Annotated in this window: 8 protein-coding genes; all 8 read left to right on the top strand. The window is 73.4% G+C overall.

The window, feature by feature from the left end; all coding sequences use genetic code 11:
• The first annotated feature begins 48 nt into the window (after nucleotides 1–48).
• The 8 genes from IE248_RS00220 (at nucleotide 49) to ispG (ending at nucleotide 13,175) form a co-directional block, all read left to right on the top strand.
• Nucleotides 49–2,409 carry an ATP/GTP-binding protein gene (locus IE248_RS00220; RefSeq protein ID WP_073798418.1) on the top strand — a complete coding sequence of 787 codons (2,361 nt, stop codon included), beginning with the start codon at nucleotides 49–51 and terminating at the stop codon, nucleotides 2,407–2,409.
• 142 nt (nucleotides 2,410–2,551) lie between these two features.
• Nucleotides 2,552–4,132: a PucR family transcriptional regulator gene (locus IE248_RS00215; RefSeq protein ID WP_073776458.1), complete on the top strand. Its 1,581-nt coding sequence runs from the start codon at nucleotides 2,552–2,554 to the stop codon at nucleotides 4,130–4,132.
• A gap of 151 nt (nucleotides 4,133–4,283) precedes the next feature.
• Nucleotides 4,284–5,729 carry an aldehyde dehydrogenase family protein gene (locus tag IE248_RS00210; RefSeq protein WP_190029732.1) on the top strand — a complete coding sequence of 482 codons (1,446 nt, stop codon included), beginning with the start codon at nucleotides 4,284–4,286 and terminating at the stop codon, nucleotides 5,727–5,729.
• A gap of 153 nt (nucleotides 5,730–5,882) precedes the next feature.
• Nucleotides 5,883–7,826 (top strand): acyl-CoA dehydrogenase family protein, encoded by a 1,944-nt coding sequence (locus IE248_RS00205; protein WP_037791065.1) that lies wholly within the window; start codon nucleotides 5,883–5,885, stop codon nucleotides 7,824–7,826.
• Between the two features lie 101 nt (nucleotides 7,827–7,927).
• A complete protein-coding gene (locus tag IE248_RS00200; protein WP_190029731.1) occupies nucleotides 7,928–9,259 on the top strand; it encodes a hypothetical protein in 1,332 nt (443 codons plus the stop codon).
• Nucleotides 9,260–9,280: 21 nt separating this feature from the next.
• Complete coding sequence (gene dxr, locus IE248_RS00195; protein ID WP_229895070.1) at nucleotides 9,281–10,534, top strand: 1-deoxy-D-xylulose-5-phosphate reductoisomerase; 1,254 nt, start codon at nucleotides 9,281–9,283, stop codon at nucleotides 10,532–10,534.
• Nucleotides 10,531–11,832, top strand: coding sequence for a M50 family metallopeptidase (locus tag IE248_RS00190; protein ID WP_073798422.1), 1,302 nt, complete (start codon nucleotides 10,531–10,533; stop codon nucleotides 11,830–11,832). The genes dxr and IE248_RS00190 overlap by 4 nt, the downstream gene beginning before the upstream one ends.
• A gap of 185 nt (nucleotides 11,833–12,017) precedes the next feature.
• On the top strand, nucleotides 12,018–13,175 hold the full coding sequence (gene ispG / locus IE248_RS00185) for a flavodoxin-dependent (E)-4-hydroxy-3-methylbut-2-enyl-diphosphate synthase (RefSeq protein ID WP_073798423.1): 1,158 nt from the start codon (nucleotides 12,018–12,020) through the stop codon (nucleotides 13,173–13,175).
• Nucleotides 13,176–13,187 lie beyond the last annotated feature (12 nt).

Below are 13,187 nucleotides of genomic sequence, written 5' to 3'. Positions count from 1 at the left end.
CTACATTGAGCGCCGCAGGGCACGGCACGGGCAGGGGGCAGGGGTTTCATGGACAGCGACGGCACGTACGACGGACGGACGACCCGCGAGGGCCGCGTACCGCGCCCGTCCGCCCCTCCCGAACACCCCCCGAAACCCCGCCACGCCCCGCCCCAGTCCCCGACCCTGACGGACTGGCTGCGCGCCGACCGCCCGGCCGCGGAGCCTGGCGTCTGGCGGTACGGACACACACCACGCGCCGAGGTGGAGACCCCGCAGACCCCCGACCGGGCTCTCGCCAGCGGCGCGGTCATCTCCTTCCTGGCCTGCGTCCTCGTCTGGTCCCTCATGCGGAACACCTACATTCCGTTCTGGGACGCGCCGCTGAACCTCTTCACCCCCGACAGTTGGTACAAGGCCAACGGCGAGCCCGTCATGGGCACCGGAGGGATGAAGGCCAAGCCGATCTACGAAACGCTCTTCGTCGCGGCGCTCCTCTACGGATTCGGCCGGCTCGGGAGCTGGCACACCGCCTGGAACCGCCTGGTCGTGGCGCGCGGGCCCTGGGTCCAGGCCCTGGCCGTCGTTCCGGTCGCCTACGTCACGCTGCTCCTCGTCGACCAGCACCAGCTGCCGGTCCGGCAGCTGGTGTACGCGTTCCTGCCGTACACCCCGAACGACAACGTGGCCAACACCGAGCTCGTCAAGACGGCGGAGAACGTGATCGACGTTGCCGTCGTCCTGGTCTTCGCCTGGCTCGGCGGTGCGGCCCGGGCGGTGCGCCGCCTCTTCGGAGCTCCCGCCGCGGCACCCGCCGCCCCCGGCAGGGCTCCCGCGCGCCCGTCCGCGGCTCAGGACCCGGCCGACGACCCCGTGGAGTGGGGGCAGGTGCGGGGTGGGGGGATGGGGGAGGTGGCCGATCGGTTGGCGGCCGAGGTGCGGGGCGGGGGGATGAACGACGTCGACTACGCGCGGATCCGGCGGGCGTGGGAGACCGTGCGGGTCGATCCCTCGCGGCAGAAGGCCTTCGCCGACGCCGTCAGGGACAACGGCGCGGGCGCCTGCGTGCACCCCTCCGGGGCGCGGGACCTGCCCGTGCGGGCCGCGCGGCACGACCTGCTGGCCCGGCAGGTGCTGCTCGGCACCGTGGACGACGGCGCCCGCAATCCGTACGCCCGCCGCGGGACCCGGCTCGCGCTCGACCCCGCCGTGCTCGGGACCTCGCTGCTCGCCGTCGGGCCGTCCGGGACCGGGAAGACCCGGCAGCTCGTGCGCCCCGTCGTCGAGTCGCTGGCGCTCCAGGCGCTGGCCGGCCAGGCCGCCGTCATCGCCGTCGGCGCGGCCGGATCGCAGCTCGGGCCGGACGCCGCGTACGACGTCGTCGTCCGGATCGGCGACCCCGGCTCCGTCTACGACCTCGACCTCTACGGCGGCACCACCGACCCCGACGAGGCCGCGACCCTGCTCGCCGACGCCTTCACCGGTGACGTCCCCGGCATGGACGTACGCCGCGCCGCGACCGCCCTCGCCCAGCTGCTCGGGCCGTTCCGCGCGGTGCACGGCCGCTTCCCGGCCGTGCCCGAGCTGCGCGAGCTGCTGGAGCGGGTGCCCGGCGCCGTCGACGGCCTGCGGGCGGCGCTGGAGAGCGCGGGGCACCCCGCGATGCTCCGCGAGCTCGACGCCCGCGACCGCCAGCACGGCGCCCCCGGCGACCCCGGCGCGGTGCTCGCCGACCGGGTGGCGCTGCTGGACCGGCCCGCGTTCGCCGGGTTCTTCGACACCACCGCCCAGTCGCGGCTGTTCTCGCTGCGCTCCCTCGAACACCCCCTGCGGGTCCGGATCGACCTCCCCGAGCGGGGCCACGCCGACGCCTCCCGGATGCTCGCACGGCTGCTGCTGGCCCAGTTCACGGCCTCCGCCTCGGCCCGCGCCGACCGCTCCCTCTTCGCCTTCCTGGCCTTCGACGACGCCTCGCGCACCCTCACCGCCGAGACCGTGCGCGGGGTCCAGCGGCTGCGTTCGGTCAACGCCGGCGTGCTGCTGACGCTGCGCACGCTGGACGACGTACCGGAGGCGCTGCGCACGCCGCTGCTCGGGTCCGTCGGCTGCCGGATGGTCTTCTCCGGGGTGACCACCTGGGACGGGCAGCGCTTCGCCGAGGCCTGGGGCACCGAGTGGGTCGAGGCGCGCGACGTCACCAGCAGGACCGTCTTCGCCGACCAGCCGCTGACCCGGGCCATCCACGCGTTCCGCAAGCTGGTCACCGGCAAGGCCGTGACCACGGACGCGGTGACCGTGCGCCAGGTCGAGCGGGAGCGCTGGTCCGCCTCCGACCTCGCGAACGCGGTGCCGCCGGGGCACGCGGTGCTCTCGCTGACGACCGTCCGGGGGGAGCGGGCGGCCCCGCTCCTGGTCCGCCTCGCCGGCTGAGCCGGGATCCAGGTGAGGTGACCCTGCCGAGGTGGCAGAATCGAGGGGAGCCGTTCGTACGCCGTGGCGAAATCGCCCCGCCCGGCTCGGCTTCCCTCCCTCGCTCCGCCTCCTCACCTCCTGTTAGGGCACCTGGTACCCGATGCCGCTCACCCTCGCCTCGCTCGTCCAGCACTCGGCGCTCAAGCTCAGCGTCCGGGCGGGGGAGGACCGCCTCGACACCCCCGTGCGCTGGGCCCATGTCAGCGAGCTCGCCGACCCCGTCCCCTACATGGAGGGCGGCGAGCTGCTCCTGATCACGGCGATGAAGCTGGACGCGGAGGACCCCGAGGAGATGCGGCGCTACGTACGCCGCCTCGCCGCGGCCGGGGTCGTCGGGATCGGCTTCGCCGTCGGCGTCAACTACGAGGCCGTCCCCGAGGCCCTGGTCGAGGCCGCGCGGACCGAGGACCTGCCGCTGCTGGAGGTGCCGCGCCGGACCCCGTTCCTCGCCATCAGCAAGGCCGTCTCGGCGGCCCTCGCCGCCGACCAGTACCGCGCCGTCACCGCCGGCTTCGAGGCGCAGCGGGAGCTGACCCGGGCCGCGCTCTCGGCCGACGGCCCCGCCGAGCTGCTGACCAGGCTGGCCGCGCACGTGCACGGCTGGGCCGCGCTGTACGACACCTCGGGCGCGGTCGTCGCGGCCGCCCCGGAGTGGGCCGCGCGCCGGGCGGCCCGGCTGACCCCGGACGTGGAGCGGCTGCGGGAGCGGCCCGCGCCCGCGAGCGCGGTGGTCGGCGGCTCGGAGGACCGCGTCGAGCTGCAGTCCCTGGGCACCGGCCGGCGGGCGCGCGGGGCCCTGGCGGTGGGTACGGGCGCCCCCCTCGGCACCGCCGAGCGCTACGCGGTGCACTCCGCGGTCGCGCTGCTGACCCTGACCACCGAACGGTCCCGGTCCCTGCACGACGCCGAGTCCCGGCTCGGCGCGGCGGTGCTGCGGATGCTGCTGGCCGGGGAGGCGGACCACGCGCGGGCCGTCGCCGGGGACCTGTACGGGGCGCTGCTGGAGGCCCCGTTCCGGATCGTCGTGGCCGAACCCGCGCTGGCGGGCACCGCGCAGCCGGAGGGCCTGGCGGCGCTGGCCGACGCGGTGGAGTCGGCCGCGGCCCGCACCGGCGAGGCGCTGCTGGTGGTCCCGGAGCCGGGGCGGCTCGTCGTACTGGCCGCCGACGGGGGCAGCGCCGTACAGGCGTGCGCGGAGCACGCCGAGGTGCTGGAGTCGCGGCGCGGCCGGGACGCCACCGGCCCGGAGCCGGACGAGCTGGTCGTGGGCCTGTCCGCGGCGGCGGGGCCGGCCGGGGTGGCGGCCGCCTTCAAGCAGGCCGACCAGGCCCTCGCCGTGGCCCGGCGGCGCGGCCGGCCGCTCGTGGAGCACGAGGACCTGGCGGCGGGCTCGGTGCTCCCGCTGCTCGCCGACGACGCGGTACGGGCCTTCGCGGACGGCACGCTGCGGGCCCTGCGGGAGCACGACGCGACCGGCCGCGGCGACCTGGTGGCCTCGCTCCAGGCGTGGCTCTCACGGCACGGCCAGTGGGACGCGGCGGCGGCCGACCTCGGCGTCCACCGGCACACGCTGCGCTACCGGATGCGGCGGGTGGAGGAGATCCTGGGCCGCTCCCTGGACGATCCGGACGTACGCATGGAGCTGTGGCTCGCCCTGAAGACCAGCCCGCCGGCGGCGTAGCCCGGGGACCCGCCGCGCGCTCGACAGTGACAAAGCGGCGCGGGGAGGGCGCCGCCTACTCCATGCCGGACAAACAACGAATCCCGGCCGGAGTTCTACGGTGGTGGGGACAAGGACCCACCGCACGAACTCCGAAGGGCCGGGATCTCGTATGACTTCCACCCACGCCTTCTGGCTCGCCGGCCGCCAGGCCACCGGCGAGGCCAGCTTCGACGTCCACTCCCCGTGGGACGGCCGGCTGGTCGCCGCCGTCAGCGTGCCCACCGACGCACAGGTCGAAGAGGCCGTGGCCGCGGCGCACGCCGTGACGGCGGAGTTCTCCGCGACCCCCGCGCACGTACGCGCCGCCGCCCTGGACCACGTGTCCAAGCGGCTCGCCGAGCGCACCGAGGAGATCGCGCTGCTGATCTCCGCCGAGAACGGCAAGCCCATCAAGTGGGCCCGCGGTGAGGTCGGCCGTGCGGTGTCCGTGTTCCGGTTCGCCGCCGAAGAGGCCCGCCGCTTCAACGGCGGGGAGGCCCAGCGCCTGGACACCGACGCCGGCGGCGTCGGCCGGCTGGCCCTGACCCGCCGCTTCGTCAAGGGCCCGGTCCTCGGCATCGCGCCGTTCAACTTCCCGCTGAACCTGTGCGCCCACAAGGTGGCCCCGGCCATCGCCGTCGGCGCGCCGATCATCCTCAAGCCCGCCCCGGCCACGCCGCTCTCCGGCCTGATCCTGGGCGAGCTCCTCGCCGAGACCGACCTCCCGGCCGGTTCCTGGTCGGTCCTGCCGGTCACCAACGACAAGATGCCGGCCCTGGTGAAGGACGAGCGCCTGCCCGTCATCTCCTTCACCGGTTCCGACACCGTCGGCTACGCCATCCAGCAGTCGGTGCCCCACAAGCACTGCACCCTGGAGCTCGGCGGCAACGCCGCGGCCGTCGTCCTGGACGACTGGTCCTCCGAGGCCGACCTCGACTGGGCCGCGACCCGCATCGCGACCTTCTCGAACTACCAGGCCGGCCAGTCCTGCATCTCCGTGCAGCGCGTGATCGCCGACGCCTCCGTCTACGACCGCCTCGTCGAGAAGGTCGTCGCGGGCGTCCGGGCGCAGGTCACCGGTGACCCGTCCGACTCGGCCACCGACGTCGGCCCGCTCGTCTCCGAGGACGCCGCCAAGCGCGTCGAGTCCTGGGTCGAGGAGGCCGTGTCCGCCGGCGCGAAGCTGCTCACCGGCGGCAAGCGCGACGGCGCCTCCTTCGAGCCGACCGTCCTCGCCGACGTCCCGGCGGGCGTCAAGCTGGCCACCGAGGAGGTCTTCGGCCCGGTCCTGACCCTGACGAAGGTCGAGAACACCGACGAGGCCTTCGCCGCCGTCAACGACTCGAAGTTCGGCCTGCAGACCGGCGTCTTCACCCGGAACGTCCAGACCGCGTTCCGCGCCCACCGCGAGCTGGAGGTGGGCGGCGTGATCATCGGCGACGCGCCCTCCTACCGCGCCGACCAGATGCCGTACGGCGGCGCCAAGCAGTCCGGCGTGGGCCGCGAGGGCGTCCGCTACGCGATGGACGACTACACGTACGAGCGAGTCCTGGTCCTGACCGGCCTCGACATCTGATTCTCGTACGGCCAAAAAGCCGACGGCCGGAGCCCACTGTGCGGGGGCTCCGGCCGTCCCCCTTTTCCCGACGGCCCGAAGCGGGTACGACTCACAGGCAGCACCGGCCAGGAGGCCGGTACCACCGACTCCGGCGGCGAGGTGAGTCCCCGCATGTCCGCAACACAGCCCAAGGTGACCGAGCGCGAGGCACGGCAGGTCGCGGAAGCGGCCCGGGAACAGGACTGGCGCAAGCCCAGCTTCGCCAAGGAACTGTTCCTCGGGCGGTTCCGGCTCGACCTGATCCACCCCCACCCGCTGCCCGCCGACGAGGACGTCCGGCGCGGCGAGGCCTTCCTGGCCCGGCTGCGGGAATTCTGTGAGACCGAAATTGACGGCGCCCGCATCGAGCGCGAGGCGCGGATCCCCGACGAGACCGTGCGCGGGCTCAAGGAGCTCGGCGCGCTCGGCATGAAGATCGACCCCAAGTACGGGGGCCTCGGCCTGACCCAGGTCTACTACAACAAGGCCCTCGCCCTCGTCGGCTCGGTCAGCCCCGCCATCGGGGCGCTGCTCTCCGCGCACCAGTCGATCGGCGTCCCCCAGCCGCTCAAGATGTTCGGCACGCAGGAGCAGAAGGACGCCTACCTGCCGCGCTGCGCCACCACCGCCATCAGCGCCTTCCTCCTCACCGAGCCCGACGTGGGCTCCGACCCGGCCCGGCTGGCCACCACCGCCGTCCCCGTCACCGACGGCGGCGAGGACGCCTACGTCCTCGACGGCGTGAAGCTGTGGACCACCAACGGGGTCGTCGCCGACCTGCTCGTGGTGATGGCCCGGGTGCCCAAGAGCGACAACCACCGCGGCGGGATCACCGCCTTCGTCGTCGAGGCCGACTCGCCGGGCATCACCGTCGAGCACCGCAACGCCTTCATGGGCCTGCGCGGCCTGGAGAACGGCGTCACCCGCTTCCACCGGGTCCGGGTGCCCGCCGCCCAGAGGATCGGCGCCGAGGGAGCCGGGCTCAAGATCGCCCTGACCACCCTCAACACCGGCCGGCTCTCGCTGCCCGCGATGTGCGTCGGCGCCGGGAAGTGGTGCCTGAAGATCGCCCGCGAATGGTCGGCCGTGCGCGAGCAGTGGGGCCGCCCGGTCGCCCGGCACGAGGCCGTCGGCGCCAAGATCTCCTTCATCGCCGCCACCACCTTCGCCCTCGAAGCGGTCGTCGACCTCGCCTCCCAGATGGCCGACGAGGACCGCAACGACATCCGCATCGAGGCAGCCCTCGCCAAGCTCTACGGCTCCGAGATGGCCTGTCTGATGGCCGACGAGCTGGTCCAGATCCGCGGCGGGCGCGGCTTCGAGACCGCCGAGTCGCTGGCCGCGCGCGGCGAGCGGGCCGTACCCGCCGAGCAGATGCTGCGCGACCTGCGCATCAACCGGATCTTCGAGGGCTCGACGGAGATCATGCACCTGCTGATCGCCCGCGAGGCCGTCGACGCCCACCTGTCCGTGGCCGGCGACCTCATCGACCCCGACAAGGACCTCGGCGACAAGGCCAAGGCGGGCGCCCGCGCCGCCGGGTTCTACGCCCGCTGGCTGCCCCGGCTCGCCACCGGCGCCGGCCAGGTCCCCGGCACGTACCGCGAATTCCACCCGGCCGGACACCCCGACCTCGCCACCCACCTGCGCTACGTCGAGCGCAGCGCCCGCAAACTCGCCCGCTCCACCTTCTACGCCATGTCCCGCTGGCAGGGCCGCATGGAGACCAAGCAGGGCTTCCTCGGCCGGATCGTCGACATCGGCGCCGAGCTGTTCGCGATGAGCGCGGCCTGCGTGCGCGCCGAGCACCTGCGCGCGAGCGGCGACCACGGCCGCGAGGCCTACCAGCTGGCCGACGCCTTCTGCCGGCAGTCCCGGATCCGCGTCGAGGAACTCTTCGGCCGGCTCTGGTCCAACACCGACGACCTGGACCGCAAGGTCGTCGAGGGCGTGCTGTCCGGCACCTACACCTGGCTGGAGGAGGGCGTGCTCGACCCCTCCGGCGAAGGCCCCTGGATCGCGGACGCCACTCCCGGCCCCTCGACGCACAAAAACGTGCACCGGCCACTTCGCTGACCTGAGATCATCGACACCAGTCGGAAGGATGTACGAGTACGGGTGCGGGTAGGCGTACGAGTACGAGTACACGTACGGGCACGAGGGCAAGGCGGGCAGCGATGTCGACGGCCGTGGAAGACCGGGACAGCCGGCGGCTGGCCTGGTGCGTGGCGCACGTCCTGCGCCACGCGTCCGACCACATCGCCCTCGCCCTGCTCCACCGGCTGGACCGGCCGACCCGCAAGTACCTGTGCCGCGACGAGTGGCTCCCCGCCTCGGCCGTCACCCTGCTGCTGCGCCACGGCGGCGAGGCGGACCGCCACTACATCGCCCGCAACCCGCACGTCGTCGGCCGGCCCCTGCCCGGGCTGCCCGGACCCGCCCGGTACGCCCGGCGCCGGACCCCGGCCGGGCTGCTGCCCCTGCTGCGCGCCGAGCTCGGCCGGGACCCCGCCGACGGCCCCCTCACCACCGGGGAGCTGACCGGCCTGCTGCGCCGGCACGGCATACGCCGGCCCCGGGCCGCCCTCGACGTCCTGCGGCTACCGTACGAACTCGACCCCGATCAGCTGGCCGCCGAGCACGCCCGGCGGCCACTGCCGCCCGGCTCCACCGAGGCCCTGCTGCTCGTCGCGGACCTGCCGGAGAAGAGCGTCCGCGCCCTGCTCACCGCCCCCGCCGCCGACGCGGACGGGCCCTCCTGGCACCGGCCCGCCGTCCGCGCCGTCCGGATGGGCCGGCTCACCCACGAGGAGCTCGTCGCCTGCGTCGCCCCCGCCCGCCGTACGCTGCTCCTGGGCCACCTGCCCGCCTGCCCCGGCCTGCGCTGGACGCTGCCCGAGCAGGCCGGGATGCGGGCGGCGGTGACCCGGGCGCTGGCCCCGCTGGCGGACGACCCCCGGCTGTGGTCCGAACTGCTGCGGCACGCCCCCGGCTTCCCGGGCCCGCTGCCGGAGCTGGTGGCCGCGGTGACCGCCGGGACGGCCGGGAGCCCGGACGGCTCCGACGCGCCGCACGACGACCTGGCGCGGGCCGTGCGCCGGCTGGCCCCCACCGCCGCCGAGCCGGCGACCGGCGGCGTGGAGCGCGAGCTCGCCCTGGCCAGCCTCGCCGTCCCCATGGAGACCGTCGAGGAGGACGTCCGCTGGGTACGGGACTGCCTGGACCGGGGCCTGCTCACCGGCGCCGACGTGATCCGGCACAAGCTGCCCGCCTGCTGGGCCCTGGACGAGGTCCACTGGCTCGGCGCCGTGGACCACCCCGACCGGTACGACCGGCCGGGCGCCGTCCTCGCCGCCCGAGCCGAGGCCGACCGGCTGTTCGCCCTGGCCCTCGGCGAGGACCCGGACGCCTGGTGGCGGGTGGCCCGTACGCTCCCCGACTTCGCCGGAACACTGCCGCACCTCCTGCTGCGCGTCACCGACGGGGACTCCGTGTCCACGCGCCCGTGAGTTGCGGCAACAATGGGGGGCATGAGCGACAGTCCAGCCCCCCTCGCCGACCCGCACCTCCTCTTCGATGCCGCGGCCGGCCGCCGGGACATCGTCATCCTCGGGTCGACCGGGTCCATCGGGACCCAGGCCATCGATCTCGCGCTGCGCCACCCGGACCGGTTCCGGGTGACCGCGCTGTCCGCCGCCGGCGGGCGCGTCGGGCTGCTGGCCGAGCAGGCCCGGCTGCTGCGGGTGAACACCGTGGCCGTCGCCCGCGAGGACGTCGTACCGGCCCTGAAGGAGGCGCTGGGCGCCCAGTACGGCCCCTCCGAGCCGCTGCCGGAGATCCTGGCCGGTCCCGACGCGGCCACCGAGCTCGCCGCTTCCGAGTGCCACACCGTCCTCAACGGCATCACCGGTTCCATCGGCCTCGCGCCCACCCTCGCCGCGCTCCGGGCCGGCCGGACCCTGGCCCTGGCCAACAAGGAGTCGCTGATCGTCGGCGGCCCGCTGGTCAAGGCCCTCGCGAAGCCCGGCCAGATCATCCCGGTCGACTCCGAGCACGCGGCGCTCTTCCAGGCGCTCGCCGCCGGCACCCGGGCCGACGTGCGCAAGCTCGTGGTCACCGCCTCCGGCGGCCCCTTCCGCGGCCGCACCCGCGCCGAGCTGGCCGGCGTCACCGTCAAGGACGCCCTGGCGCACCCCACCTGGGCCATGGGCCCGGTGATCACCATCAACTCGGCGACCCTGGTCAACAAGGGCCTTGAGGTCATCGAGGCGCACCTGCTGTACGACATCCCCTTCGAGCGCATCGAGGTCGTCGTCCACCCGCAGTCCTACGTGCACTCGATGGTGGAGTTCACCGACGGCTCCACGCTCGCCCAGGCCACTCCGCCGGACATGCGCGGCCCCATCGCGATCGGCCTCGGCTGGCCCGAGCGGATCCCGGACGCGGCCCCCGCCTTCGACTGGACCAAGGCCTCCACCTGGGAGTTCTTCCCGCTGGACACCGAGGCCTTCCCGTCGGTCGGGCTGGCCCGGCACGTCGGCGGCCTCGGCGGCACCGCACCCGCCGTGTTCAATGCGGCGAACGAGGAGTGTGTGGAGGCCTTCCTCGCCGGTCGGCTGCCGTTCACAGCAATCATGGATACGGTCTCTGCCGTGGTCGATGAGCACGGGACACCGGAGTCGGGAACTTCCCTGACCGTCCGGGACGTCCTCGAAGCGGAGACCTGGGCCAGGGCCCGGGCACAGGAGATGGCGGCCCGGGCCGCCGTGGAGGCGGGCGCATGACACTGGTGCTGAATCTGATCGGCGTGCTCGTCTTCGTCGCGGGCCTGCTGATCTCCATCGCCTGGCACGAGCTGGGCCACCTCTCCACGGCCAAGCTCTTCGGCATCCGCGTGCCCCAGTACATGGTCGGCTTCGGCAAGACCATCTGGTCGCGCAAGAAGGGCGACACGGAGTACGGCATCAAGGCCATCCCCATGGGCGGCTACATCCGCATGATCGGGATGTTCCCGCCCGGCGAGGACGGCAAGGTCTCGGCCCGCTCGACCTCCCCGTTCCGCTCCATGATCGAGGACGCCCGCTCGGCGGCGTACGAGGAGCTGGAGCCCGGCGACGAGACGCGGCTCTTCTACACGCGCAAGCCGTGGAAGCGCGTCATCGTGATGTTCGCCGGGCCCTTCATGAACCTGGTCCTGGCGATGGCGCTCTTCTTCGGCGTCTGGATGACCTACGGGATCAAACAGCAGACCACCGAGGTCGCGACCGTCTCCGAATGCGTCCTGAAGCAGAGCCAGAACCGCGACGTCTGCAAGGACGGCGACCAGATCGCCCCCGGCAAGGCCGCGGGCCTCCTGGTGGGCGACCGGATCGTCGCCTTCGACGGCAAGCAGGTCAAGGACTGGGCCGCCCTCCAGAAGAAGATCCGCGACACCATCGGCCCCGCGACCCTCACCGTCGTCCGCGACGGGGAGCGTATGGACCTCAAGGCGAACCTCGTCGCCAACCAGGTCGCCAAGTCCGACGGCCACGGCGGCTACGTCAAGGGCCAGTACGTCGACGCGGGCTGGCTCGGCTTCGGCTCGAAGACCGTCATCGCCCCGCTCTCCCTCGGCGAGTCCCTCGACTACGCGGGCCAGTACGTCGAGACCAGCGTGCAGGGCCTCGTGAACCTCCCCGCCAAGATCCCGGCGCTGTGGGACGCGGCCTTCAACGGCGCCGAGCGCCAGCCCGACTCCCCGGTCGGCATCGTCGGCGCGGCCCGGATCACCGGGGACCTCGCGGCCCTCGACCTGCCGTCCGAGGAGCGCGCCTCGTACATCCTGAGCATGCTCGCCGCGTTCAACCTCTCGCTGTTCCTGTTCAACATGCTGCCGCTGCTGCCCCTGGACGGCGGGCACATCGCCGGCGCCCTGTGGGAGTCCGTACGGCGGCACGCGGCGCGGATCTTCCGGCGCGCCGACCCCGGCCCGTTCGACGTGGCGCGCCTGATGCCCGCGGCGTACGTGGTGGCGGCGGTGTTCGTCTGCTTCACGCTGCTGGTGCTCGTGGCCGACGTGGTGAATCCCATCAAGATCACCTAGGCGGGCTCCGGGCGGCTCGCCCGTACACCGCGCCCACGGGAGCCGGGCACGCATCGTGCCCGGCTCCCTACGTTCGGGTGGCACGGCCCCTCTGATGCGAGGAGCGCGCGCTGCTTGGCGTAATCTCGAAGCCTGGAGCCCGCCGATCTCGGGACCTTGATCCACACCTTGGGGTTGCACAGCAGATGACTGCCATCTCTCTCGGAATGCCGTCCGTGCCGACGAAGCTTGCCGACCGACGGGTCAGCCGCAAGATCCAGGTCGGTTCCGTGGCCGTCGGAGGCGACGCGCCCATCTCGGTGCAGTCGATGACCACGACCCGCACCTCCGACATCGGCGCCACGCTCCAGCAGATCGCCGAGCTGACGGCCTCCGGCTGCAACATCGTCCGCGTGGCCTGCCCCACCCAGGACGACGCCGACGCCCTCGCCGTCATCGCGAAGAAGTCGCAGATCCCGGTCATCGCCGACATCCACTTCCAGCCCAAGTACGTCTTCGCCGCCATCGACGCCGGCTGCGCCGCCGTCCGCGTGAACCCGGGCAACATCAAGCAGTTCGACGACAAGGTCAAGGAGATCGCGCGCGCCGCCAAGGACGCGGGCACCCCGATCCGGATCGGCGTCAACGCGGGCTCCCTCGACGCCCGGCTGCTGAAGAAGTACGGCAAGGCCACCCCCGAGGCGCTGGTCGAGTCCGCGCTGTGGGAGGCCTCCCTCTTCGAGGAGCACGGCTTCAGCGACATCAAGATCTCGGTCAAGCACAACGACCCCGTCGTGATGGTCAACGCCTACCGCCAGCTCGCCGCCGCCTGCGACTACCCGCTGCACCTCGGCGTCACCGAGGCCGGCCCCGCCTTCCAGGGCACCATCAAGTCCGCCGTCGCCTTCGGCGCGCTGCTCTCCGAGGGCATCGGCGACACCATCCGCGTCTCGCTCTCCGCCCCGCCGGTGGAGGAGATCAAGGTCGGCATCCAGATCCTGGAGTCCCTGAACCTCAAGCCGCGCCGCCTGGAGATCGTCTCCTGCCCCTCCTGCGGCCGCGCCCAGGTGGACGTCTACAAGCTGGCCGAGGAGGTCACGGCGGGCCTGGAGGGCATGGAGGTCCCGCTGCGCGTCGCGGTCATGGGCTGCGTCGTCAACGGCCCGGGCGAGGCCCGCGAGGCCGACCTCGGCGTCGCCTCCGGCAACGGCAAGGGCCAGATCTTCGTGAAGGGCGAGGTCATCAAGACCGTCCCCGAGTCGAAGATCGTGGAGACGCTCATCGAAGAGGCGATGAAGATCGCCGAGCAGATGGAGAAGGACGGCATCACCTCCGGCGAGCCCACCGTGGCCATCGGCGTCTGATCGCCGCCGCCC

The organism is Streptomyces goshikiensis (assembly GCF_014650555.1).
GTDB lineage: Bacteria > Actinomycetota > Actinomycetes > Streptomycetales > Streptomycetaceae > Streptomyces > Streptomyces goshikiensis.
Note: the sequence above shows the minus strand (reverse complement) of the source record. Positions and strands in the feature narration are given on the sequence as shown.